Source organism: Pseudomonas sp. E1BtOHC1 (genome assembly GCF_058744285.1).
This window is the reverse complement of record NZ_CP196023.1, coordinates 5,665,028-5,686,993: the sequence shown is the minus strand read 5'-3', so window position 1 is coordinate 5,686,993 and position 21,966 is coordinate 5,665,028. Positions and strand designations below refer to the sequence as shown.

The 21,966-nt window shown below is 65.3% G+C and carries 22 protein-coding genes and 1 pseudogene; 10 read left to right on the top strand and 13 right to left on the bottom strand.

Features of this window, described 5'->3' with window-relative positions:
• Positions 1 to 66: 66 nt before the first annotated feature.
• Positions 67 to 1,722 carry a WG repeat-containing protein gene (locus tag ACSSVC_RS25580; RefSeq protein ID WP_346636184.1) on the bottom strand — a complete coding sequence of 552 codons (1,656 nt, stop codon included), beginning with the start codon at positions 1,720 to 1,722 and terminating at the stop codon, positions 67 to 69.
• Between the two features lie 380 nt (positions 1,723 to 2,102).
• Between ACSSVC_RS25580 and peaA the strand changes: the two genes are divergently transcribed.
• The 4 genes from peaA to peaD all read left to right on the top strand — a co-directional run bounded on the left by peaA (position 2,103) and on the right by peaD (position 6,664).
• Complete coding sequence (peaA, locus tag ACSSVC_RS25575; RefSeq protein ID WP_492611642.1) at positions 2,103 to 3,683, top strand: quinohemoprotein amine dehydrogenase subunit alpha; 1,581 nt, start codon at positions 2,103 to 2,105, stop codon at positions 3,681 to 3,683.
• 80 nt (positions 3,684 to 3,763) lie between these two features.
• Positions 3,764 to 5,197, top strand: a complete 1,434-nt coding sequence (gene peaB / locus ACSSVC_RS25570; protein WP_446440640.1) for a quinohemoprotein amine dehydrogenase maturation protein — start codon at positions 3,764 to 3,766, stop codon at positions 5,195 to 5,197.
• A gap of 1 nt (position 5,198) precedes the next feature.
• Entirely contained in the window at positions 5,199 to 5,522 is a 324-nt protein-coding gene (qhpC, locus tag ACSSVC_RS25565; protein ID WP_102861784.1) for a quinohemoprotein amine dehydrogenase subunit gamma, read from the top strand.
• Between the two features lie 23 nt (positions 5,523 to 5,545).
• Complete coding sequence (gene peaD / locus ACSSVC_RS25560) at positions 5,546 to 6,664, top strand: quinohemoprotein amine dehydrogenase subunit beta (RefSeq protein ID WP_346636180.1); 1,119 nt, start codon at positions 5,546 to 5,548, stop codon at positions 6,662 to 6,664.
• Positions 6,665 to 6,769: 105 nt separating this feature from the next.
• Here the strand turns inward: peaD and ACSSVC_RS25555 are convergent, their stop codons facing one another.
• The 3 genes and pseudogenes from ACSSVC_RS25555 to ACSSVC_RS25545 all read right to left on the bottom strand — a co-directional run.
• Complete coding sequence (locus ACSSVC_RS25555) at positions 6,770 to 7,168, bottom strand: lysozyme inhibitor LprI family protein (protein WP_492611641.1); 399 nt, start codon at positions 7,166 to 7,168, stop codon at positions 6,770 to 6,772.
• A gap of 37 nt (positions 7,169 to 7,205) precedes the next feature.
• Positions 7,206 to 7,655 carry a GFA family protein gene (locus ACSSVC_RS25550; RefSeq protein ID WP_346636202.1) on the bottom strand — a complete coding sequence of 150 codons (450 nt, stop codon included), beginning with the start codon at positions 7,653 to 7,655 and terminating at the stop codon, positions 7,206 to 7,208.
• Positions 7,632 to 8,528: pseudogene (locus ACSSVC_RS25545) on the bottom strand (ADP-ribosylglycohydrolase family protein); the annotation flags it as partial. The gene ACSSVC_RS25550 and the pseudogene ACSSVC_RS25545, both read right to left, overlap by 24 nt.
• A gap of 193 nt (positions 8,529 to 8,721) precedes the next feature.
• On the opposite strand from ACSSVC_RS25545, the gene ACSSVC_RS25540 reads away from it, so the two are divergent.
• From ACSSVC_RS25540 to ACSSVC_RS25530, 3 genes are all read left to right on the top strand, one after another.
• On the top strand, positions 8,722 to 9,180 hold the full coding sequence (locus tag ACSSVC_RS25540; protein ID WP_346636179.1) for an SRPBCC family protein: 459 nt from the start codon (positions 8,722 to 8,724) through the stop codon (positions 9,178 to 9,180).
• A gap of 121 nt (positions 9,181 to 9,301) precedes the next feature.
• Positions 9,302 to 10,105, top strand: a complete 804-nt coding sequence (locus ACSSVC_RS25535) for an aminoglycoside phosphotransferase family protein (RefSeq protein WP_346636178.1) — start codon at positions 9,302 to 9,304, stop codon at positions 10,103 to 10,105.
• Between the two features lie 277 nt (positions 10,106 to 10,382).
• The gene (locus ACSSVC_RS25530; protein ID WP_492611640.1) at positions 10,383 to 10,700 is read left to right on the top strand and encodes a hypothetical protein; all 318 of its coding nucleotides are present in this window, start codon (positions 10,383 to 10,385) and stop codon (positions 10,698 to 10,700) included.
• Positions 10,701 to 10,750: 50 nt separating this feature from the next.
• Here ACSSVC_RS25530 and ACSSVC_RS25525 read toward each other — a convergent pair whose 3' ends face one another.
• Positions 10,751 to 12,076 carry an aminotransferase-like domain-containing protein gene (locus tag ACSSVC_RS25525; protein ID WP_492611639.1) on the bottom strand — a complete coding sequence of 442 codons (1,326 nt, stop codon included), beginning with the start codon at positions 12,074 to 12,076 and terminating at the stop codon, positions 10,751 to 10,753.
• Positions 12,077 to 12,163: 87 nt separating this feature from the next.
• Between ACSSVC_RS25525 and ACSSVC_RS25520 the strand changes: the two genes are divergently transcribed.
• The gene (locus ACSSVC_RS25520; protein WP_346636175.1) at positions 12,164 to 12,796 is read left to right on the top strand and encodes a LysE family translocator; all 633 of its coding nucleotides are present in this window, start codon (positions 12,164 to 12,166) and stop codon (positions 12,794 to 12,796) included.
• Positions 12,797 to 12,821: 25 nt separating this feature from the next.
• Complete coding sequence (locus ACSSVC_RS25515; RefSeq protein WP_492611638.1) at positions 12,822 to 13,166, top strand: antibiotic biosynthesis monooxygenase family protein; 345 nt, start codon at positions 12,822 to 12,824, stop codon at positions 13,164 to 13,166.
• A 19-nt stretch (positions 13,167 to 13,185) separates the two neighbouring features.
• On the opposite strand, the gene inhA is transcribed toward ACSSVC_RS25515, so the two are convergent.
• Positions 13,186 to 13,872, bottom strand: coding sequence for an isonitrile hydratase (gene inhA, locus ACSSVC_RS25510; RefSeq protein WP_377706454.1), 687 nt, complete (start codon positions 13,870 to 13,872; stop codon positions 13,186 to 13,188).
• A gap of 92 nt (positions 13,873 to 13,964) precedes the next feature.
• On the opposite strand from inhA, the gene ACSSVC_RS25505 reads away from it, so the two are divergent.
• Entirely contained in the window at positions 13,965 to 14,948 is a 984-nt protein-coding gene (locus tag ACSSVC_RS25505) for a GlxA family transcriptional regulator (RefSeq protein ID WP_492611637.1), read from the top strand.
• Between the two features lie 18 nt (positions 14,949 to 14,966).
• Here the strand turns inward: ACSSVC_RS25505 and ACSSVC_RS25500 are convergent, their stop codons facing one another.
• The 7 genes from ACSSVC_RS25500 to ACSSVC_RS25470 all read right to left on the bottom strand — a co-directional run bounded on the left by ACSSVC_RS25500 (position 14,967) and on the right by ACSSVC_RS25470 (position 21,941).
• Positions 14,967 to 17,405 (bottom strand): alpha/beta hydrolase, encoded by a 2,439-nt coding sequence (locus tag ACSSVC_RS25500; RefSeq protein ID WP_346636172.1) that lies wholly within the window; start codon positions 17,403 to 17,405, stop codon positions 14,967 to 14,969.
• 14 nt (positions 17,406 to 17,419) lie between these two features.
• Positions 17,420 to 18,862, bottom strand: a complete 1,443-nt coding sequence (locus ACSSVC_RS25495; protein ID WP_346636171.1) for a TIGR01777 family oxidoreductase — start codon at positions 18,860 to 18,862, stop codon at positions 17,420 to 17,422.
• Between the two features lie 15 nt (positions 18,863 to 18,877).
• Positions 18,878 to 19,351, bottom strand: a complete 474-nt coding sequence (locus ACSSVC_RS25490) for a hypothetical protein (RefSeq protein WP_346636170.1) — start codon at positions 19,349 to 19,351, stop codon at positions 18,878 to 18,880.
• Positions 19,352 to 19,427: 76 nt separating this feature from the next.
• On the bottom strand, positions 19,428 to 20,333 hold the full coding sequence (locus ACSSVC_RS25485) for an alpha/beta fold hydrolase (protein WP_492611636.1): 906 nt from the start codon (positions 20,331 to 20,333) through the stop codon (positions 19,428 to 19,430).
• 58 nt (positions 20,334 to 20,391) lie between these two features.
• A complete protein-coding gene (locus ACSSVC_RS25480) occupies positions 20,392 to 20,844 on the bottom strand; it encodes a hypothetical protein (RefSeq protein ID WP_404937380.1) in 453 nt (150 codons plus the stop codon).
• Positions 20,845 to 21,053: 209 nt separating this feature from the next.
• A complete protein-coding gene (locus ACSSVC_RS25475; protein WP_492611635.1) occupies positions 21,054 to 21,515 on the bottom strand; it encodes a cysteine hydrolase family protein in 462 nt (153 codons plus the stop codon).
• Between the two features lie 57 nt (positions 21,516 to 21,572).
• A complete protein-coding gene (locus ACSSVC_RS25470) occupies positions 21,573 to 21,941 on the bottom strand; it encodes a VOC family protein (RefSeq protein ID WP_492611634.1) in 369 nt (122 codons plus the stop codon).
• Between the last annotated feature and the right edge of the window lie 25 nt (positions 21,942 to 21,966).

Here is a 21,966-nt window from a genome sequence, read left to right as displayed (position 1 = left end):
GGCCGGTTGGCTGAATCGATCAAGCCCGCATCCTAGCAGGCTTGATCCCAACCGTGACCGCTGGCCTCAGCCCTGAGCGTTGTCGCCTTCGCCCTGGTCTTCTTCTTCGTCCGGTTGCGGGCAGTGGTCCTGTGGGTTGGCCGGCCACAGCACCTTGTCCTGGCCGTCACGCACCTGTTCGGCGCCGCATTCTACCTGGCTGACCTGGAAGCTCGGGGTGCCGTCCAGGCGATACAGGGCCTTGAGGCTGCGGGTCTGGTCGTCGCCCAGGCCTTCCACGGCATAGCCGAAGATCGCACCGCGGGTTTCGTCCACCACCAGTTCCTGCCACTTGCTGGCGATCAGGCGTTTGCCCTTGAGGTCATACAGGGCCGAGGTGGCCAGGGGCGAGGTGTCGTCGGTGGCCAGCAGGTAGTGGCCGCTGCTGTCCAGGTGGATGTCGACATACTGACCCGGCTCCAGCAGCACCTTGCCGCTGGCGTCCATCAGGCCCACGGTGCGTACTTGCGTGGCCTGGCCGAACAGGGTGGCCTGCTTGGTCGGGCTGTTGGCGGTACTGAAGACGAACAGGTCGGCGTTGATCGCACCGATCTGGGCGTAGGTGGGCTTGAACAGCTCGACACCCTTGTCCACATCGAAGATGCCGAAGGTGGCGCTGAACACGTTCTGCAGCACCGCGACCTGGTTCAGCCCCGGTATGTGCTTGAACATCCCCAGGGGGCTGAAGCCGGCCGGGTCCGCCGAGTCATAGACCGGTTGCACCTTCCACTGACCCTGGCGATCGATCATCCCGGCCTTGCCGGAGCTGCCGTCGGCATTCTTGGCGGTGACCAGCGCGCCCTGCTTGCCGAACACCTGGCAGGTGCCGAACTGGGCCTGGATCACGGTCTTGCCCTGGAAGTCCATGTAGCCGCAGGGGCTGTCGTATTTTTCGCGGAAGGCCACCAGGCCGTCACCCGGCTCGCCCATCCAGTTGTAGGTGGCGGCGCTGATCAACTGAGCCTTGGCATCGGCCAGGGCCTTGCCCTGTTCGGTGCTGACCACCAGATGCTGGTTGGCAAAGTAGTCGATGCTGTCGAAGTCGATCTTCTTCTGCTCGCCGGTCTTGAGGTTCAGCGCCCACTTGTCGCTGCCACGCTCGGCGATCATCCACCAGCCGCGCTTGGCGAAATCGTCGCGGACCATGCTGCTGTCGAACACGGCCTCGGTGATCACCTGCCCGGTGGCGCTGAGAATGCCGCGCTTGCCGCCGATCTCGTAGACGATGAAGTCATCATTGCCGCCGATGTACAGATCGTCGAAGCGCGGTGGCTGAATCTGCTTGCCGGCCTGGTCGATGATCCCCAGCTTGCCGTCCTGGCCGAAGCCGAAGAGGCCGGGCGTCAGCAGGCGCAGGTCATCGGTGAAGTCGGCCTTGATGACTTGCTTGCCATCGGCGCTGGCCAGGTTCCAGGTGCCGTCCTTGGCGAACAGGAAGCTCTTTTCCAGAGGCAGGGCGACCACGGCGTCGTAGTCGTTGTCGGCGCTGACCAGTACCGCACCGTTCTGGTCCAGCACGGCGCATTCGCCATTGGCGCAGATCGGCATGACCATGGCCGCCGGAGCCGGTGCCGGCGCGAGTGTGGCGGTTTTGGGACTGGAGTCTTCCTTGCATCCGACCAGGGTCAGAGCAGACAACGAGAGGATCAGCGAGCCGAGACGGGCACAGGCGCTTCTATCCATGAACTTCAGGTTCCTTGTAAATGAGGGGTAGTGCAGAGCGCCCCGGAATGCGGAGCGGGCAAAGCGCGGGTGATTCTGCGGTGGCGCCGGATAAATGCAAGATCCAATTGCAAAGAAAACCACAGGTACAGCGCTAAACCCTGTCTCAGACTGAGACGTTTGTCGCGAAATTGTACGGCGGGTAACACCCATCAGCCCGATGGCGCCCCAGGCATCTGTCTAAGTCATTGATCGGGCGCTGGTTTGTAAGCTGGCACGCTCCGTGTATTGCATAGCTTCAGACGTTTCTCTTGCCTCCATGGCCGGTATCGCCGGACATGGCAGAAACCATAAAAACGACTCGCTAAAAATAAGAAAGCACCGTGGGAGGTTCGACCCTGATGAAGAGAAAACTCCGCCTGAGGCTGAGCGCCAGCCTGCTGGCCATTGCCACCTGTAGCGCCTTGCATGCCCCTTCGAGTTTCGCCGCCCGGGATGCGCAGAGCATCCTCAAGGAAACCTGCCAGGGCTGTCATACCCCTGAGGCCGGGGACGCCCTGAGCCGCATCAGCCACCAGCGCAAGACCCCGGAAGGCTGGCTGATGAGCATTGCCCGCATGCAGACCATGCACGGCCTGCAAATCAGCGATGACGACCGCCGCACCCTGGTCAAGTACCTGGCCGATACCCAGGGCCTGGCCCCCAGCGAGACCGACGGCGTGCGCTACGCCCTGGAGCGGCGCCTGAACACCGTCGAGCATTTTGACGAGCAGACCACCCAGATGTGCGCCCGTTGTCACTCTGGCGCGCGCATCGCCCTGCAACGGCGCCCGGCCCAGGAATGGGAACGCCTGGTGAATTTCCACCTCGGTCAGTGGCCGTCCCTGGAGTACCAGGCCCTGTCCCGGGACCGCGAGTGGTTCCCCACCGCCCTCAAGGAAATGGTGCCCTTGCTGGCCACGCGTTATCCCCTCGACAACCCGGCCTGGAAGGCCTGGCAACAGGCCCGCCCGCAAGCGGCGGCACTGGCCGGCGACTGGAGCTTCAGCGGCCACCTGCCGGGCAAGGGCGAACTGGCCGGGGTGATGAGCGTCAGCGCCGGGGAGGGCGATCAGTTCGAGGTCAGCGTCAAGGGCCAGTACGCCGATGGCAGCCCGTTCAATGGCGAGGGCAGCGCGATCCTCTACAACGGTTATGAGTGGCGCGGCAACGTCACTGTCGACGGCGTGGTCATGCGCCAGGTGCTGGCGGCCCAGGGCAATACCCTGCAAGGGCGGATGTTCGAGGCCGAGCACGACGAGCGCGGCCTGGACTTCATCGCCGCCAGGCAGGGCAGCAGCCGACTGCTGGCGGTGCAGCCGGGTTACCTGAAGGCCGGTGAAGAGGCCGAAGTGACCCTGGTGGGCGCCGGCCTTGCGGGCGCCCCGAGCTTTGGCAAGGGGGTCGAGGTGGTGCAGGTGCTGGAGCAGCATCCAGAGCGAATCCGGGTCAGGCTCAAGGCTGCCGCGACGGCCCAGCCGGGCCTGCGCGAGGTCAGTGTCGGCAGTCTCAAGGGCGCGACGCTGGCGGTGTACAACCGCATCGCCGAGGTCAAGGTGGTGCCGGCGTTCTCCGTGGCCCGAGTGGGTGACGGCGGCGGTTCCACGCCCAAGGTCCAGGGGCGTTTCGATGCCGAGGCCTGGGGCAAGGGCGCCGACGGCAAGGCCTATCGCATCGGCGTGATGCCGGCGCAGTGGAAGGTCGAGGCCTTCGATGCCCAGGCGGCCAAGGACGAGGACGTCAAGTACGCCGGCAGCATGCAGGCCGACAGCGGCGTGTTCACCCCGGGCGATGCCGGGCCCAACCCGCAGCGCAAGATGTCCACCAACAACGCCGGCAACCTCAAGGTGATCGCCGCCGTGGATGACGCCGGCAAGGCCCTGACTGGCGAGGGCCAACTGATCGTCACCGTGCAACGCTGGAACAATCCACCCATTCCCTGAGGGCCGTCGAACGCTACCGACAGACACTTTCAGGCAATGACCGCAGGCCCCGAAAGCGGGGCTTTGCACAGGAGGTTGTAATGGGCGCAATTCTGAATCTGGTGGAGCGCAATCTGCATGAAGTGCAGGTGGACGCCGACCGCATGCTGTTCCATATCCCCAGCAGTTCGCTGTTCGCCAGCGATGCCCTGACCTGCAGCATCATCGATGCCCTGCGCGGGCCGGGCTGTACCCCGCAAGACTTGATCCAACAGCTGGCTGGCAGCTACGACGGCGTGGATGTCAGCGACACCCTGCGCGAGCTGATCGCCCTGGAGCTGGTCAGCGACGGCTCGCCCCTGACCCCGGAAATCGGCATCAAGCGGGTCGAGCGCACAGCGATCAATACCGTGGTGCTCAACGTCAACACCGGCTGCAACCTGAGTTGCACCTACTGCTACAAGGAAGACCTGGACAAGCCCTCGGCGGGCAAGAAGATGGGCCTGGAAACGGCCATCGCCTCGGTGGAGATGCTGCTTCAGGAGTCTCCGGACGAGGAACGCTACACCGTGGTGTTCTTCGGCGGTGAGCCCCTGAGCAACCGGCCGCTGATCGAGGCCATGGTGGACTACTGCGAACAGCGTTTTCGCGCGGCCGGCAAGTTCGTCGAGTTCGTCATGACCACCAACGCCACCTTGCTTACCGAAGAGACAGTGGACTACCTCAACGCCCACCGTTTCGGGCTGTCGGTGAGCATCGACGGGCCCAAGACCGTGCACGACCGCAACCGCATCACCGTGGGCGGGCAGGGCACCTATGACGTGGTACGGCGCAAGGCGCAGATGCTCCTGTCGCGCTACGACAGCCGGCCGGTGGGGGCGCGGGTGACCCTGACCACTGGAGTCACCGACCTTGAGACCATCTGGGACCACCTGTTCAACGAGCTGGGGTTTGCCGAGGTGGGTTTCGCCCCGGTGACCTCGGGCGACATCAGCAGCTTCAACCTCAGCAGCGAGGAGCTGATCGAAGTCTTCGCCAGCATGAAACGCCTGGGCCGGCGTTACCTTGCGGCGGCCCTGGAGCACCGCAATATCGGTTTCTCCAACCTGCACCAACTGATCACCGACATCCACGAAGGCCACAAGAAGGCGCTGCCCTGCGGCGCCGGGCTGAAGATGCTGGCGGTGGACCACAAGGGCGAGTTGAACCTGTGCCACCGCTTCACCGGCTCATCCCTGCCGACCTTCGGCAACGTGCATGACGGCGGGGTCAAGCAGGTGGAACTCAACGACTTCCTGTCCCAACGCCTGGACCGGACCAACACCGGCTGCGACAGCTGCCGCATCCGCAACCTGTGTTCCGGTGGCTGCTATCACGAGAGCTACGCCCGCTATGGCGACCCGGCGCATCCGACTTATCACTATTGCGAACTGATGCGTGACTGGGTGGATTTCGGCATCGAAGTCTACAGCCGGATCATGGCGCACAACCCTGCGTTCATCAGCAGTTACATCACTCCGCGCAAGGCTCACTGACATGAAACATCTCAAGCCGATCAATAACAAAGCTCAGAAACTGACCGAGGCTGCGGCCCAGGACCGGATCGAAGACGTGCTGGCGATGAACTCCGTGGCCGGTTGCGCTTCCACCACTGACCCGGGTTGGGAAATCGATGCCTTTGGCGGGGTTTCGTCCCTGTGCCAGCCGATGGAGGCCGACCTCTACGGCTGCTCCGACCCTTGCTGGTGGCCGGCCCAGGTGCCGGACATGATGAGCACCTACCCCGACTGGAACAAGGACGCCCAGGCCTCCAACGACAACTGGCGCAACCTCGGCACTGTCTTCCCGAAAGACAAGTGATGAACAAGAAGAAGGATTCCAGCATGCACAGCATCAAAGCCTGCGGCCTGGTCGCACTCGCGGTTCTCGGCGCCTGTTCTTTCAGTGCCCTGGCCGATGAGAGCCTGGCGCTCAACAGCGGTCACGAATACATGGTGACCACCAACTACCCGAACAACCTGCACGTCATCGATCTGGCCAGCGACAGCCTGTACAAGACCTGCAAGATGCCCGACGCCTTCGGCCCCGGCACCGTGCAACTGTCGCCGGACCGCAAGATCGCCTACGTGTTGAACAACCACTACGCGGATGTCTACGGCGTCGAGCTCGACAGCTGCAAGCAGGTGTTCCACGCCAGCATCACCCAGCACCCGGGAGAGAAGGCGCGCTCGATGTTCGCCTTCACCGTCAGCCACGACGGCAAGGAGTTGTACACCGTGGCCAACCCGACCTTGCTGCTTAATGATCGCTACGAGGTCAAGGAGCCGCGGCTGGATGTCTACGCCACCGACGCCGGGCTCAATGCCAAGCCGCTGCGCAGCTTCCCTGCGCCGCGCCAGCTGACCATCATGCAGAGCGGCGACGACGGCAGCCTGTATGTGGCCGGTCCGGACCTGTACAAGGTCAACGTACAGACCGGCAAGTTCGACGTACTGATCCCCAGCCGGCACTGGAAACGCCCCAACTACAGCGCCCCCGACGTGCTCTACATCTGGAACCAGCAGACCTACCGCCACGATTTCTCGCTGCTCTACACCGCGGCGAAATTCAAGGACAAGCAGCAGGACCCGGCCACCGCCGAGCCGCTGTACGGGCTGTTCAGCATCGACTTGAAGACCGGCAAGACTGAAACCACCGATTTCGGTCCGCTGACCGAAATCTACTTCAGCGGCATGCGCTCGCCCAAGGACCCGAACCTGATGTTCGGCGTGCTCAACCGTCTGGCCAAGTACGACATCAAGCAGAAGAAGCTGCTCCAGGCCGCGACCCTGGAACACTCCTACTACTGCATTTCGTTCAACAAGGCCGGGAGCAAGATCTACCTGACGGGGACCTTCAACGACGTGGCGATCTTCGATGCCGAGAGCATGGCGCAGGTGGGCAAGATCACCTTGCCCGGTGGCGACATGGCGGCCACCACAACGCAGATTTTCATCCGCTGACTGCGTCTCCAGCCGCCGGCTCCTGTGGTAGGAGCCGGCTGGCCGGCGAACAGGCCCGCAAGCGGTGAGGCGTCCTCACCGATGCTTTCGCGGGCAAGCCCGCTCCTACTGTCTGGGCACCGGGCAGCTCAAATCGCCTTCCTCGCACTGCAGGTACTGTTTGAAACTCTCCACGCGGGCCTTGGTCAAGGCCGTGATGCAGTTGCTGTAGGCCACCGGATACAGGCTGCCACCTTTCACGCCCGAGGTGGAAAAACTGCACTCGGCATCGCGGAACGCCACCCAGGCGCGCTGTGCGCTGACCAACAGCTTTTTGCTGTGTGGCTGGTCTTTCAGGCGCTGGTTGATCTGTTGGTAAAGGGTGTTCAGCTCCTTGTCCGCGGCCTTGTGCTGGACGTTGGCGCACAGGTTCATATCGGTCTGGGTGGTGCTGTTGCACTCATAGGCCTGGGCCAATGGAGCCAGCAGCAGCGGCGCAAGGGCCAGCAACAGGATCGGACGCATGGAAAGTCTCGCAATCGGTCAATGAGGAAAAAACAGTCTAGCCGCGGCTGGGTTGCCACTCGGGCCAGCGTTGCAGCGCTTCGTCGGCCAGCCAGGGCACATCGTGGGAAGTCCAGATATGCACCTGGGGCGTCTGTCCCGGATCATCGTCCAGGGTCGCCACCCGCAGGATCACGTGGGGCTGGCCCGGCCGCTCCGCCAGCAAATGAGAACCGCAGACCGAGCAGAAGTGCCGCAGCTTGCCCGGCGAGGACTCGAACGTCCTCAGCAGCTCCTGGCCCCGGGTCCAGCGAAAGTGCTCGCGCATCACCCCGGCGGTGGAGGCAAAGGCCGCGGCATGGGCCTTGCGGCAGGTCCGGCAATGGCAGTGACCGATGGGCATGTCCAGGCGTTGCACCTGATATTGCACGCCCTGGCACAGGCAACTGCCGTTGAGTGGTCGGGCAGAGGCGTGGCGTTGCGCGGCCTGCAGCAGGTCGTCGGCCATGGCCTGGATTTCATCGCCCATGTGCAGCCGGGCCAGCCAGTGCGGCGGTATCCCCTGGACGCCATAAAAGGCTCCAGCCAGTTGACCGACGATGGCGGCAGTGGTGTCGGCGTCGTCCCCCAGGTTAGTGGCGGCGAGCACCGCTTCGGCGTAGCTGTCACTGTGCTGGAAGCACCATAGCGCGGCCTCCAGGGAGTCGACGCAGTAGCCGCTGCCACGAATCTGCTCGCGGGTTTTCTCCAGGTAGCCGCCCTGGGCCAATGCCGTGACCTTGTGCTGGCTGAAACCCTGATCATCGAGCTGTCGCAGTTCCATCTTGCTGGCGCCACCCAGGGCCTTGGCGATCAGCCCGGCGAACAACTGGCAGCATTCGACGGCTTCGGCGGCGCCGTGGGTGGTGCGGGAACTGGCACCGGCAAATTCACGGACCCGGGCCAGGTCGGGGTAGTGAAACAGCACCACGGGCGCCAGGCGCATCAATGAACCATTACCGGCGGTGTGCGGGTCGGTTGCGCCGGCGAAGGGTTGGCCATGTTCCTGGAAATCGCTCAGGGCCTGGCGCACGGTCATGCCGATATCGAAGCATTCGCCGGTGGCGCTCAAGTAGCCCCATTGCCACCAGTTGAGGTAGCGGCCCATCTGGTCGGCCGGGTCGAAGCCGTCCTTGCGCAGCAGGCTTTCCCCCAGGCACAGGGCCATGGAGGTGTCGTCGGTCCACTGTCCGGCCTTGAGGTTGAAGGGGCCGCCGCCCAGCAGATCGGTGACTGGCGCGAAGCTGCCACGGGGCTTGAATTCGACGCTGGTGCCGACCGCGTCGCCACAGGCCAGGCCCAGCAGGCTGCCGCGGTAGCGGTCGATAAGGGAGGGGGGCATGGCAGATCCTTTGCAAAGAGAGGTGCAGTTGCGCCGGCGACATTAGCATTTTTCGTTGGGGACGATCAGTCGCGCCTTCGGCCAGATAAAGGTTGCGCTGCAGTCACAGAGGTCTAAGGTCTGTACGAAAACTCGCCGAACGAAGATCAGGTAGTTTCCCTACAGAGCTAGTGTTCATCACTGGAGGTGATCCATGAACTCTTCAGATCGTATCGAACGCAAGATCCTGCTCCATGCCAGCCCGGCTCAGGTGTGGACGGCGCTGAGCGAAGCCGAGACCTTCGGTCGCTGGTTTGGCGTGGCCCTGCAGGGCCAGCATTTCGTGCCCGGCCAACGCGCTCGGGGCGCCGTCACTTACCCTGGTTATGAACACCTGACCTGGGATGTGCAGGTGGAACAGATGCTGCCCGAGGAGCTGTTTTCCTTTCGCTGGCATCCCTACGCCGTTGACCCGGCGCATGACTACTCGGCGGAGCCCACCACCCTGGTGCAGTTCGAACTGGAACAGCACGGCGGCGGCACCTTGCTGCGGGTTATCGAATCGGGCTTCGACGGCATTCCCAGCGAGCGCCGGCTCAAGGCTTTTCGCATGAACAGTCGCGGCTGGGACGAGCAGATGAGCAATATAGAAAACCACTTGCAACTGCGCTGAAGCCATTGGCGGCAAGCGGCACGTTGCGGATCGAGTCGTGGCGTTTGAAACTTACCGCTTACCGCTTACCGCTTACCGCTTACCGCTTACCGCTTACCGCTTACCGCTTGGAGCTGCTGTTTTGTTCGCAACCTATCTCGAACGCTGGCGTCTGTTGCCCGATGGCGAGGCCATCGTCACGCCGGGCAGCCGCTTGCTGCCGGTGCGTCTGGAAGACGGCGCGCCGGCGATGCTGAAGATCGCTCTGGATGAAGACGAGCAGGCCGGCAACCGCCTGATGGCCTGGTGGGCCGGGGAGGGCGCGGCGCAGGTTTATGCCCAGGAGGATCAGGCGCTGTTGATGGCGCGTGCGCTGGGACCGCGTTCATTGATGCGCATGGCCCTGGCGGGCGAGCACGATGCCGTCAGCCATATCGTCTGCGCCACGCTGGCGCGCCTGCATGCGCCACGTGCGAAACCCTTGCCGGCGTTGCTGCCCCTGGATCATTGGTTCAAGGATTTGCGCGAGGCGGCGCAACAGCAGGGCGGCTTGTTTCTCAATAGCCTGGCCATGGCCGAGCACCTGCTGGCCGCGCCTCGGGACCCCGTGGTGCTGCACGGCGATGTGCACCACGACAATGTGCTGGACTTCGGCGAGCGCGGCTGGCGGGTCATTGATCCAAAGCGCGTGCACGGTGAGCGCACCTTCGACTTTGCCAACCTGATCTGCAATCCGGACTTGCCCAGCGCCACCGATCCACTGCGCTTTGCCCGGCAGGTCCAGGTGATCGCCGCGGCGGCGCAGCTCGATCCTCGACGCCTGGTGCAATGGGTGCTGGCATTCAGTGGCCTGTCCGCCGCCTGGTTTCTCCAGGATGACCACCAGGCCGGCGCCCGCCACCAGCTCAAGCTCGCGGCTTTGGCCGTTCGGGCACTGGAGTGTTGAGCTAAGGGTTTGCGTAAGTGAGCTATAGCGAATTTCCTACACGCGCTGTAATTCAATGCGCCTTCTGCGCACCGGGCTTTGTGTTTAATCTTCTTTCCCACAACTGCAGCGCAGGAAGCGCTCAGGATCAAGGAAGATCGACCATTAGCACGGATGCTGCAGACAGGAAGTCATAATGGTCTTGGAAAAAACCCGCTTCGGCGGGTTTTTTTTCGTCCGGCATTTCGTGCCTGCTGCCTGGGTGCGGTGGCCGCTTTGATACTTCACGCAGTGGAACATGAACGTGGCAGGTTTTTTTCAGCCCGACGCTAAGCGCGGGCTTCTGTGCAAATGGCCGTGGTTGCGGCAGATCGTTGTACTGGGGGCGGCGCTGCTACCCACCTTGAGCTGGGGGGGAATGTCGTGCCAAGGGCCGGATTGCCCCGGCTTGCTGACGATGCTGGCATTTTTCCTGGGGGCCTTTGTCCTGGCCAATATCCTTGGTGCGCTGTGGATGATCGGCCGGAAGATCAAGTCGGTCTGGCGGCGCTGGCGTGCTCCGAATGGCCGTGAGGCGTGCGAGCCGCCCGCCACGGATGATGCCTGCGGCCATTGACGCCGGTGAGCGGGCGCTCTTCGCCGGCAAGCCGGCTCCTACAGGTGTGCTTAGCGGGTGATTTCGTTGCGGACCTTTTCCAGAGCCTGCTCCAGCAGCGGCAGGCCGATGGAGCCCAGGGCCAGGCGCAACGCCTGGGGTACATGGGCGGTGGTGGCGAAGGGCTCGGCCGAGGTCACCGTTACCCCCTGATGTTTCAGGGCCGCCACCACGGCATCGGCCCTCCGTCCTTCCGGCAGTTTCAGCCAGAGAAAATACGATGAGCCATAGGCCTGGTAATCGCAGCCCTTGAGCACCCTCCGGGCCAGTTGCTGGCGGCTGCGGGCATCGTTGCGCTTCTGTTCTTCCAGGCTGTCCACCAGCCCCGATTCGATCCAGCGGCAGCCCAGGGTCACGGTCAGCGACGGGGTGCTCCAGGTGGACACGCGGATCGCCCGTTCCAGGGCCGGGATCATCTCCAGGGGCGCGACGATAAACCCCAGGCGCAAGCCCGAGGCGACGCTTTTCGACAGCCCGGAAATATACAGCGTGCGCTCCGGGGCCAGGGTCTGCAGCGGCGGCGGTGCCGGTTCGGCGAGGAAGGCGTAGGCGCCGTCCTCGATCAGCAGCAGGTCATGTTCGCGAGCCAGTTGCGCCAGGCGCCGGCGTTCGGCCAGGGGCATCACCGTGCCCAGGGGGTTGTGCAGGGTCGGCATGCAGTACAGCGCCCGCACCGGGCGCCGGCGGCACAGGGCCTGCAGGGCGTCGAGGTCCATCTGGCCGTTGTGCTGAGGCAGCGCTTCGAGGTCCAGGCGATGGACCTGGGCCAGGGTCTTGAGGCCGGGGTAGGTCAGGGCGTCTACCGCCAGGATGTCCCCGGGCTGGAGCAGCGCCAGCAGGCTCACCGCCAGCCCCTGCTGGGCGCCGTTGACGATCAGCACCTGCTCGGCGGCGACACGGATTTCACGGTTGCGCAGGTGCCGCGCCGCGGTCTGGCGTTCATGGGGGCGGCCGCCCTGGGGCGCGGAATGCAGCAGGGCATCCAGGTCGCCGGAGGCGGCTATCGCCCGCAGCCCCTCGCGCAGGCTTTCCGCCTGGCCGGGCAGGGACGGGTAGTTGAACGCCAGGTCCACCGAGGCGGCGCTGGCCGGGTGCTGTTCCAGGCCCATGCCCCGGGGCAGGCTGGTGTCGCGGACAAAGGTGCCGCGCCCGGGCTCGCCCACCACCAGGCCGATGGCTTCCAGCTCGTGGTAGACACGCAGCGCCGTGGCCAGGGCCACCTGCTCGCTGGCCATCAGCGCCCGCACCGTCGGTAGCTGAGTGCCTGGGCACAACTGGCCGGCGCGGATGCGCTGGGCGAAGTGATCGACGATGGTTTTGTAGCGGGTACGGCGCATGCTCGGCCACCTTATGTATCTAGAACACTTTTTTGTTTGTATCAGGTAGGCGTCCTAATCTAGCGGCTTTTGCGCAGGAGCGCTCACATGCCGGACCTTTCCACCCTGTCGATCTTCCTCGGCGCCGTGCTGCTGTTGCTGCTGTCGCCGGGACCCAACATGGCCTTTGTCATCAGCCACGGCGTGGCCTATGGCTGGCGCGGTGGGGTGGCGTCGGGGCTGGGGATTGGCGCGGCGGATATTGGCCTGACCCTGCTCACGGCCACAGGCGTCACCGCCGTGGTGGCCAACTGGCCGCCGGCGTTCGATCTGCTCCGCTATGCCGGGGTTGCCTACTTGCTGTGGCTGGCCTGGAAAGCCCTGGCGGGTAACGGCGCCTTGAACCTCGTCGATACTGTCCGGGTGCCGCTGTCCACGGTGTTTGTCCGGGCCCTGTACAACAGCCTGCTGAACCCCAAGGCGTTGTTGTTCTTCATGGTGTTCCTGCCGCAATTCGTCAGGCCGGATCACGGCAGCATCGCCTGGCAGCTGGTTGTCCTGGGACTGTTGCTGACCCTGGTCAGCGGAATCTTTCACACCAGCCTGGGGATCTTCGGCGCGCTCCTGATACGCAGCTTTTCCGGTACGACGGCACGTTTTGCCCGGCTGCAATCCTGGCTGCTGGCGGCGGTGTTGCTGGCGCTGGCCTTGCATCTGGCACTGTTGGCCCGCCCGGTCTGACTTATCACCTCAACGGAGTTCAAGCATGTACATCGCCGCCTTTATCTATAAGCCGGGCCAGCGGGACGAGGAGTTCCATCGCCTCAGCGCGATCATCGACGACATCGCCATCAGCCTGCCGGGTTTCGTCGGCGCCCAATCCTGGACCAGCGCCGACCAGGCACTGATCAATGCCAGTTACTACTGGGAGGATGAGGCTTCGATCCAGGCCTTCGCCCGTCACCCCAGGCACCTGGAAGCCAAGCGCCAGTACCGGCGCTGGTACGCCGGTTATCAGGTGGTGATTTCCAAAGTCGAACGCACTTATGGTGACGGCGCCATTGCTCAGTTGCTGAGCAATGATCGTCAGGGACAGGTACGCCGCGCCTGAGGGGCGGGGCGTTGCGGGGTCAGCCGGCTTGCAGCCGGGCAGCCGCCCGCAGGGTGATCTCCCGGCGCTTGTGCAGGGAGTCCGCTGCCCGGCTGCGGGCTTCTTGCACCACGCTGGCCGGGGCGGTGTCCGGGCTGCCGGCTTCGAACGGCGGCGCCGGGGCGTACTCCAGTTGCAGTTGCACCCGCTGCGCGGTGGCAGCGTCGAACAGTTCGGCGGCCAGGGTCAGGGCGAAGTCGATGCCGGCGGTGATGCCGCCGCCGGTCAGCAGGTTGCCGTCACGCACCACCCGCTCGCGCACCGGGATCGCTCCCAGGGGCGCCAGCAGTTCGTGGTAGGCCCAGTGGGTGGTGGCGCGTTTGCCCTGAAGCAGTCCGGCGGCGCCGAGTACCAGGGAGCCGGTGCACACCGACGTCACATAGCGCGCCCGGGCTGCTTGGCGACGGATGAACGCCAGGGTCTGGGGATCTTCCATCAAGGGCCCGACCCCGGCGCCCCCGGGGATGCAGAGCACATCCAGGGGCGGGCAGTCGGCAAAGCCCGTGGTGGCCTGCAGCACCAGGCCGGAGCTGGCGACCACCGGTCCGGCTTCCTTCCAGATCAGGTGCAGCTGTACGTCGGGCAGCGATGCCAGCACGTCGTGGGGACCGGTCAGGTCCAGTTGTTGAACCTCGGGAAACAACAGAAAACCTATCTGCAATGCCATGGCCTGTTCCTTGTGTGGGTGGGGTGGACGGCTTGACTCTAGCGTTCTAGGATTTGGCGCATACGCCAACCTGCCCTCGATTCACGCCAATCATGCCCAGCTCCGCGAAAAACGTGTTTGTCCTGGCCTTTGCCAATGCCCAGTTGTTGGATGTCACCGGCCCGTTGCAGGTGTTCGCCTCGGCCAATGACCGGGCCCGTGGCCTGGGCTTGCCCTTGCCCTACAACCCCCGGGTCATTGCCAACCCGGGCGGGGCGACCCTGAGTTCCTCGGGGCTGGCGCTGCTGGCCGATGCCCTGCCGGCGCCGGAGGTGGCCTGCGATACCTTGATCATCGCCGGCGGTTGGGGCGTCTATGAGGCGGCCCGGGATCCGGAACTGGTCGCCTGGGTCGCCCAGCGTGCAAGCGCCTCGCGGCGGGTGGCCTCGGTCTGCACCGGGGCCTTTATGCTGGCTGCCAGCGGCTGGCTGGACGGGCGCCGGGTGGTGACCCACTGGACCCGCTGCGATCAACTGGCCGAGCAATACCCGCAGTTGCGGGTGGAGCCCAATCCGATCTTCATCAACGATGGCCCGGTGTGGACTTCGGCCGGGGTCACCGCCGGCATCGATCTGGCCCTGGCCCTGGTGGAGGCCGACCTGGGGCGCGAGGCGGCGCTGGATGTGGCCCGGCAACTGGTGGTGTTTCTCAAGCGCCCGGGAGGCCAGTCGCAGTTCAGCGTGACCCTGTCGCTGCAAAACAGCGGCGGGCGTTTCGATGGCTTGCACGCCTGGATTGCCGAGAATCTCAGCCGCGAATTGACCTTGCCGATCTTGGCCCAGCAGGCCGCCATGAGTGAGCGCAGCTTCATCCGTCACTACCGCGCCGACACCGGCCAGACTCCGGCCCGGGCCATCGAACTGATCCGGGTGGAAACCGCCCGGCGCCTGCTGGCCGACACCGGCCTGCCGATCAAGCGCATTGCCGCACAATGCGGTTTTGGCAGTGAAGAAACGCTGCGCCGCAGTGTGCTGCGGGCCCTCGGGGTGACGCCCCAGGCCTACCGCGAACGCTTTGCCGCCACCGAGCAGGCCTGAGCCCCGGGGGGGTGCGGTTCAGCCCTCGACCAGGCTCAACTGGCCGTCGGCATACAGCACTTCGCGTCCGACCCAGGCCGGGTCCACTTGCGGCAGCACCGCCGACGGCTTGCGCAGTTCTCGCAGCAGCGTGGAGCCGTGGGACAGGCGCCCCCCCATGCGCGCAATCACGGCCCGGGCCGCTTGGTAGTGGGCGTGGCGCCCGGGATCGAGGGTGTCTTCCAGGAGGATATCGACCCCCAGCACGCCCTGTACCTGTCCCGGATAGATCATGAAGCCTGCGGCCTGCTCGCTGCCTTCGCGGCCGTCCTGCCAGAAGCTGCCGCCGCGGCTGCGCGGATGCTCGTGGGGGGCAAACCAGTAGTCGCGATCGGCCTCGGGCACGGCGTGGTGCAGGCGGAAAAAGATCCGCATCAGGTTGTCCCGGTACCACTCGCGCACTTGCAGGTAATAGCCGCGCATACCCGGCAAGCCCAGGCGATGGGCCAGGGCAATGGCCGGGCTCCAGTGCGCAAATGCCTGCAACGGCAGTTCGGCGCACGGCGGGCGCGGGGTGCCGGGGTCGGTTTCCCAGGGCAGGCGGTGAGGGCTGTTGTCCAGGTTGTCGTAAGCGGTGGGCGGGCGCCCCAGCAGCGCGCCGCCGCTGCTGGCCAGGGCGGTGGCGATGCACAGGTTGCCCTGCACCACGAACACGTAGAAACGGCTGAACCAGTCCGCCAGTTGCTGACCATCGGCAGCGCCCTGGTGCAACTGCGCCAACTCGTCATCGAAGCGCCGCAGGCCCTGTTCCAGGGTCAGCAGATGGCCTCGGGCGACGTGCTGCATGCGCAGGAAACGCGGCAGCGAACGCAACAGGCGCAGCGGGCGCAGGGGCAGCTCCGGGGTGGCGCCACCGACTTCTCCGGCATAGCTGGAGGAGGGCAGGCCCCAATCGGCCAGGCGCGCCAGGAACAGGTCGTTGTTGATATAGGAGGCGCCGCCGAACACCGCGGTGAAGGGTTCGTTGTCCTGCAAGACCCGGGTGTCCCAGCGGGCCATGATCGCCGGGATGCTCGCCGCTGCCCGGCGTTGGCCGTACTCGACGAAGCGGCTGGGTTGCGGCGGCAGGATCTCGGCGATATTGGCCGCGGTCAGGTGCCGGCGCCAGCCGTAGTCGCTGATGGGGCGGTACTGCAGCAGCCACAGTTGCTGGCCGTCCCAGGCCCACTCCACATCGCCGGGCACATAGTGGAAGACCTTCAGCACCCCTTGCAGGAAGTCCCACAAGGCGCTGGCGTCGAGTCCCTGGGTGCTGGCGAAGTGGCCACTTTCCCAAGCACTGCCCAGACGCGAGAGCACCGCCCGCTGGGGGCTGACCTGACCGTCGGCGAGGCTTTCCAGATGGCCTTCGACCCACTCCAGTTCCACCGAGAGATGACGCACGAAGGCGATCCCCGACAGGGTCGGCTGGATGAAGCGCTGCACCACCACTTCCTCGACGCCGGCGTCCCGCAGCTCACCAATGCGCGACGCCACCTGATCCCGGGGGACCCGCAAGTAAGTGGTGCTCAGCCCGGCATTGGCCGAGTCGGCTTGATCCTCGCCGTAGCTGGAGGAGCGCACTGCCCACAGGGCCTGCGGCTGGCTGGCGAGCAGGGTCGGCAGGCGCGGGTCGCCGGCGCTGTCCAGGGACAGGGCGCTGGGCACCGGCTGGCCGGCCAGCTCCGCCAGACGCAGGCGACCGCCCTTGGTGTGGGCGACAAACCCCGGGTCGGCGGATTCCAGCCAGTCGACGAACGCCGTCGGCGCATCGATCCAGGGGTAATGGCCCCAGCCCGGCTTGAGGCTGATCCGCAGGTCGGCCCGAGCCAGGATCGCCGACCAGGCCGCGGCCTGGGCAATCCCCAGCAGCCGGTCCTGGTCGCCCCAGACCAGTTGGACCGGGTCCTTGATCCACTCCAGCAGCGGCAGCGCGGTGTCGGCTCGCAGCTGTTCCCACAAGGGCACGAAAGACCGGCAACGGGCGTAGCCCGAGCCCATGCGCAGGTACTGCTGCGGCGTCCATGGCTGGCGCGAGAATTTGCCGGCGAACAAGGTTGGTTTATGGCTGAGCAAACCATGAATCAGCAGGCGCGCCGGCAGCGGCGACATCAGTGCCGGCAGGCGCCGTTGCCAGAGAAAGGCCCCCACCGGAGACAGCAGCACACTGCGCGAGAAATGCCCGGGGCGGCGTTGCAAGGCGTGCAGCACGATCAACGCGCTGACCCCCACCGCGACAATCCCCTGGCCCGGCTCGGTCATGCCCAGCAGGGCCTCGGCGTACTCACCGAGGTCATTGCAAGGAGGCAGTGGATTGTCGCCAAAACCCGGTAGCTCCAGGGGCTGCACCTGATAGCGCTGAAAGTGCGGCAGGGCATCGTCCCACCAATCGGCGGCGCTGCCATTGCCCGCCAGCAGGTACAACAGGGGCTTGCTCATGGGCATTCCTCAGCTCAGGTCAGGTCCCGCAGGGCGGCGTCCAGGGTCGGGTAACGGAAGCGGTAGCCGGCCTGCAGCAGGCGCGCGGGCACTACTTTCTGGCCGTCAAAGAACAACTCGGCCATTTCCCCGGCCAGGGCTCGCACCGGCGCGGCCGGCACATGCAGCCACACCGGGCGCTTGAGCACCTTGCCGACCGTGGCGGCGAAGGTGCCCTGGCTCACGGCTTCCGGCGCCACCATGTTGTAGGTGCCGGACAGAGAGGCGTCGTTGATGGCCCGGGCCATCACTTGCAAGACGTCGTCGCGGTGCACCCAGCTCATGATCTGCTGGCCATTGCCCATGCGTCCGCCAAAGCCGAAATGGAACGGCATCAGCAGGGGTTTCAGGGCGCCGCCGGGACCGAACACGATGCCTAGGCGCAGGACCACCTGGCGCACGCCGAAGCGGGTCGCCGGTTCCGCCGAGGACTCCCAGCGGGCGCACAGGTCGGCCATGAAACCTTCACCGCGCTCGGCGTTTTCATCCAGGCTCTGGCTGGCGTCGCGCACCCCGTAGAAACCGATGGCCGAAGCCTGGATCCACAGCTCCGGCTTGTGCTGGGCGTGCTGCAGCCAGTTGAGCAGGGCCTCGGTGGTGCCAACCCGGCTGGCCAACAGTTGCGCCTGGCGCTTGGCCGACCAGCGCGGTCCGGCCACCGGGGCACCGGCCAGATTGATGATCACGTCAAAGGCCTCGCCGTGGCCCAGCTTGCCCAGGGAGCGCAGGCAGCGGGCGCGGCCGTCGAACAGGTAGGCGGCGCGCAGCGGATCACGGGCCAGCACACTGACGGTGTGCCCGGCATCCAGCAGTTGGTTGACCAGGGTTTCACCGATAAAGCCGGTGCCACCGGTGACCAGCACCCGTTTGCCAGTACCGCCGGCAAAGGGGTTGGCCGCCTGACCCTGGCGTTGCAGGCGCAACGCCGCCAGGCCGTCACGAATGCCCGACGCCGTCACGCCGACGGCAAACAGGCTCAGGGCCCAGCCTTGCCAACCCAGGTCGATGGGGCTCAAGGCGCTGGGCAGGCGCGACCATTCCAGCAGTTGCAGGCCGTACAGGGCGAAGAAGGCCCCGGCATTGATCGCCAGCACGGTGTGCATGATGCGTTCGATGGCCGGCAGCTTGCGGCTGCGGTCCTCGACTACGAAGTCCCACAGGGTCAAGCCGATTTCCAGGGCGAACAGCACGGCGATCACCAGGGCCCAGATGCCCTGGAACGCCAGGTGGGCGATGCCCATGAACAACACGCCGTAGAAGCACGAGCGCAAGGCATGGATGCTCAGTTCCTTGCGGGCGCTGTGGCGTTGCGGCAGGGCCACGGTGAGTTCGTGATGGTAGATCGTGTCCAGGGCGCCGAGCACGCCTTGGGCGAGCAACAGGGCGATGGCCCACTGCAGGATTGGCAAATCAGCCACGATGGTGAAGTCCTTTTACGAGGGAAGACGAGAGGTATGGCGGTCATGGCGCTGCAGCCACAGTAACGGTGGCAGCAGCACCAGCAGGGCGAAGCTGTCGATCCACAGGTGGGCGGTCATGTTCATCTGCCACGACAGCCACATGTCCTGAGGTGCCCACAGCACAATCCCGGCCATCAGCCAGGCCCAGGCCGCCGGGGCCCGCAGGCGATTGCCCAGGTGCACCAGGCCCAGCAGGTACAACGAATAGCTTTGCAGGGTGGCGCCGAACAGACCCAGCCACCAGATCTGCTGAGCCCGGGCCGGAGCCGGTGCGGCGGCGCCCCAGAAAGCCTGTTCGATACTGGCCAGGTAGTCGTTGAACAGGCCGCTGTGGCCGGCCCAGGTCAGCAGCAGCCCGGCCAGCAGATGACCGGCGCCGACAGCGTAGAGCCAAAGCACCAGGACCCGGCGCAGGCCGGGCCGGGGAGAAGTCGTGGCGGGTAACATTCCATGTCCTGTGGGGGATCAAAGGCGCGAAGTGTACCGATTTTTCCCCGGCATGGCGTGCGGCCTGCTGCTCTTCTCAGGCGTTCTGGAGCAACTCCAGCAGCGCGTCGAGGGTGGCTTGGGGGGCTTCCTGGGGCAGGTTATGGCCGACGCCGGGCAAGATCCTGCGCTGATAGGGCCCGCTGAACAGGCCGATATCGGGGTCCGGCTCGGTGGCCGGACCGACCCCGTCATCGGCGCCACAGAGTGCAATGGTCGGCACCTGGATGGGCGGTTGTGCCTGCAACGCCTGCTCGATGCTTTCCAGGCTGGGGTCGCCGGGTACGTAGCCGAAGCGATGGCGGTAGGAATGGATCACCACTTCGACAAAGTCCGGGTTGTCGAAGGACGGCGCGCTCAGGCCATAGCACTGCGGTCCCTGGTTCCAGGTCGGCGACCACTGGCGCCACAACAGCTCGCAGAAGGCCCGACGGTTGGCCGTCAGCCCGTCCACCCCGCGCTGGGTGTTGAAGTAGTACTGGTACCACAACCGATGCTCGGTCTCCGGCGCCCTGGGTTCGCAGGCCCCGGGGATGTCCTGGATGTTGTAGCCGTCGGCGCTCATCAGGCCCTTGACCCGCTGCGGCCACAGGGCGGCGACGATGCAGGCGGCACGACCGCCCCAGTCGTAGCCGGCGAGGGTGGCCCGGGGCAACTGCAGTGCATCCATCAGTTCCAGTAGGTCCCGGGCCAGCGCCGCCTGCTGCCCGGAGCGCATGATCTGCCGACTGACGAAGCGCGTGGGGCCGTAGCCCCGCAGGTAGGGAACGATGACCCGATAGCCGCGCTCGGCCAGCGGCGGGGCGATCTCGTCGTAGGCTCGCACGTCGTAGGGAAAGCCGTGGAGCAGGATCACCGGCTCGCCGCTGGCCGGGCCGTGTTCTTCATAGGCAAGGTGCAGGCTGAGGGTAGTGACCTGATGCAGGGCGGCTGAACTGGGCATGGCGACTCCGGGGTTTGGTGACTTGGAACACCCTAGCTCAAAACGCGTTACGGGCGATCTACAGCGACTCGTACTGGCCGTCCTCGTCGACGTAGAACACTTCGCTGAGGTACCAGCGCTGGCCGCTGAAGATCAGGTGGTAGTGGTAATCGGCAGCAAAGCCCAGCTCGGGACTGACCGAGCGGGTTCTCACCAGCGCACGATCGGCTGTTCGGCTGCTGGAAAGGATCTGTTCGTACTGCGCACCGTGGCTGGCCGGAGAACTGAAGGCAATGGGCTGGCCCTGAAAGCCCGGCAGACAGAACTTGGTCAGCAACTGGGCGTACTCCTGCTGTGCCAGATCCATCGATTGCAGGGGCGCGTTGTCCGCTTGGCGGGCGCTGGCCCTGTCGCTCCACTGCTGATAGTCGGCAATGAATTGCCGTACCAGCGCTTCGGGTGAGTCGCTGAACGAGGCGCTCAAGGCGACGTTGTTGAACAGCAGGGCCAGCAGGGCGACCAATTTTTTCATGGGGGTGGGAGTCCCTTGCGTTGTGGTGTAGGCGAGCGGATCGAAGGCGCGGAGTTTAGCGCTGGCTGGCCCCCGGCGTATCGATGGCCTGCCACCGCCTTCACCGGCAAGCCGGCTCCTACGGGTGGCGCAGTGCCTGAGCGGTTGGCGTAGGAGCTGGCTTGCCAGCGAAAGGGCCGGTGAGATCGCCTTCGCCCACAAACCGGCCCCTACAGTTCGTCGCTGCGGATCAGGTGCTTGAAGTGATGCCGCCACAGCTCGATGCCCAGGCCGCCGCTGCGGTCCAGGGATGAGCCCACGGTCAGGTCGGTGAGCAGGGTCGGCTGCAGGCCGGCATCGAACAGGGCAAAACCCGCGGCCAGGACGCAGGTGTCGGTCTGGATGCCGCACACCAGCACCCGCTGGGGACTTAGGCTTTTCAGGTAATCGAGGAGTTCCTGTGTAGGCCCGTAGCCGTGCTTGATAAAGACCTTGTCGGCGGCCACCAGGCTCTGGTCGTCCACCGGCGGTTGCCAACCCAGTTGCCGGGCGAACGGCGTGCGGCTTTCATCATGGCGTTCCACCGTGGCCACCGAGGGCATCTGTCCCAGCAGTGCGTTGATGCCTTCCACCAGCCATTGCGGAGGGTTGAAACAGGGTTGCACATCAATGATCAGCAGCACCTGATGCATGCCGTTTCTCCTTGGGGCTCGGGTGAAAAGCTCGTCAGTGTGCCGCCAGTTAACGCGTCAGGCGAGCGTCGCCGGCTGGCGCAGGCCGATGCAGTTGCCCCAGGGGTCTTGCACCTGGCAGATCCATTCGCCGCCTTCGATGGCCAGGGGGCCGCGATACAGGCGTGCGCCCAGGGACGCCAGACGCTGTACCTCGCCGGACAGGTCGCTGACCTGCCAATACACCACTGTGCCCGCCGGGCCCTGGCCCACCTTGGCGTCGCTGGGGACGATTTCCAGGGACAGGCCATCGAGCTGCAAATGGCCAAAGTCATCCGGTTCATGCACGACCCGGCGAGCCCGGGGAAAGGCCTCGGCGTACCAGGTGGTCGCGGCGCGCCAGTCGGCGGCGTGGATCATTACGGCGATGATCGGAGAGTCGGGCATGGGATCCATTCCATCAGATAAAGGT

What these genes read in the sequence shown, in the direction of transcription:
- ACSSVC_RS25580 (WP_346636184.1), bottom strand. Translation starts at nt 1,722, where the DNA reads ATGGATAGAAGCGCCTGTGCCCGTCTCGGCTCGCTGATCCTCTCGTTG.
- peaA (WP_492611642.1), top strand. Translation starts at nt 2,103, where the DNA reads ATGAAGAGAAAACTCCGCCTGAGGCTGAGCGCCAGCCTGCTGGCCATT.
- peaB (WP_446440640.1), top strand. Translation starts at nt 3,764, where the DNA reads ATGGGCGCAATTCTGAATCTGGTGGAGCGCAATCTGCATGAAGTGCAG.
- qhpC (WP_102861784.1), top strand. Translation starts at nt 5,199, where the DNA reads ATGAAACATCTCAAGCCGATCAATAACAAAGCTCAGAAACTGACCGAG.
- peaD (WP_346636180.1), top strand. Translation starts at nt 5,546, where the DNA reads ATGCACAGCATCAAAGCCTGCGGCCTGGTCGCACTCGCGGTTCTCGGC.
- ACSSVC_RS25555 (WP_492611641.1), bottom strand. Translation starts at nt 7,168, where the DNA reads ATGCGTCCGATCCTGTTGCTGGCCCTTGCGCCGCTGCTGCTGGCTCCA.
- ACSSVC_RS25550 (WP_346636202.1), bottom strand. Translation starts at nt 7,655, where the DNA reads ATGGCCGACGACCTGCTGCAGGCCGCGCAACGCCACGCCTCTGCCCGA.
- ACSSVC_RS25540 (WP_346636179.1), top strand. Translation starts at nt 8,722, where the DNA reads ATGAACTCTTCAGATCGTATCGAACGCAAGATCCTGCTCCATGCCAGC.
- ACSSVC_RS25530 (WP_492611640.1), top strand. Translation starts at nt 10,383, where the DNA reads ATGAACGTGGCAGGTTTTTTTCAGCCCGACGCTAAGCGCGGGCTTCTG.
- ACSSVC_RS25525 (WP_492611639.1), bottom strand. Translation starts at nt 12,076, where the DNA reads ATGCGCCGTACCCGCTACAAAACCATCGTCGATCACTTCGCCCAGCGC.
- ACSSVC_RS25520 (WP_346636175.1), top strand. Translation starts at nt 12,164, where the DNA reads ATGCCGGACCTTTCCACCCTGTCGATCTTCCTCGGCGCCGTGCTGCTG.
- ACSSVC_RS25515 (WP_492611638.1), top strand. Translation starts at nt 12,822, where the DNA reads ATGTACATCGCCGCCTTTATCTATAAGCCGGGCCAGCGGGACGAGGAG.
- inhA (WP_377706454.1), bottom strand. Translation starts at nt 13,872, where the DNA reads ATGGCATTGCAGATAGGTTTTCTGTTGTTTCCCGAGGTTCAACAACTG.
- ACSSVC_RS25505 (WP_492611637.1), top strand. Translation starts at nt 13,965, where the DNA reads ATGCCCAGCTCCGCGAAAAACGTGTTTGTCCTGGCCTTTGCCAATGCC.
- ACSSVC_RS25500 (WP_346636172.1), bottom strand. Translation starts at nt 17,405, where the DNA reads ATGAGCAAGCCCCTGTTGTACCTGCTGGCGGGCAATGGCAGCGCCGCC.
- ACSSVC_RS25490 (WP_346636170.1), bottom strand. Translation starts at nt 19,351, where the DNA reads ATGTTACCCGCCACGACTTCTCCCCGGCCCGGCCTGCGCCGGGTCCTG.
- ACSSVC_RS25485 (WP_492611636.1), bottom strand. Translation starts at nt 20,333, where the DNA reads ATGCCCAGTTCAGCCGCCCTGCATCAGGTCACTACCCTCAGCCTGCAC.
- ACSSVC_RS25480 (WP_404937380.1), bottom strand. Translation starts at nt 20,844, where the DNA reads ATGAAAAAATTGGTCGCCCTGCTGGCCCTGCTGTTCAACAACGTCGCC.
- ACSSVC_RS25475 (WP_492611635.1), bottom strand. Translation starts at nt 21,515, where the DNA reads ATGCATCAGGTGCTGCTGATCATTGATGTGCAACCCTGTTTCAACCCT.
- ACSSVC_RS25470 (WP_492611634.1), bottom strand. Translation starts at nt 21,941, where the DNA reads ATGCCCGACTCTCCGATCATCGCCGTAATGATCCACGCCGCCGACTGG.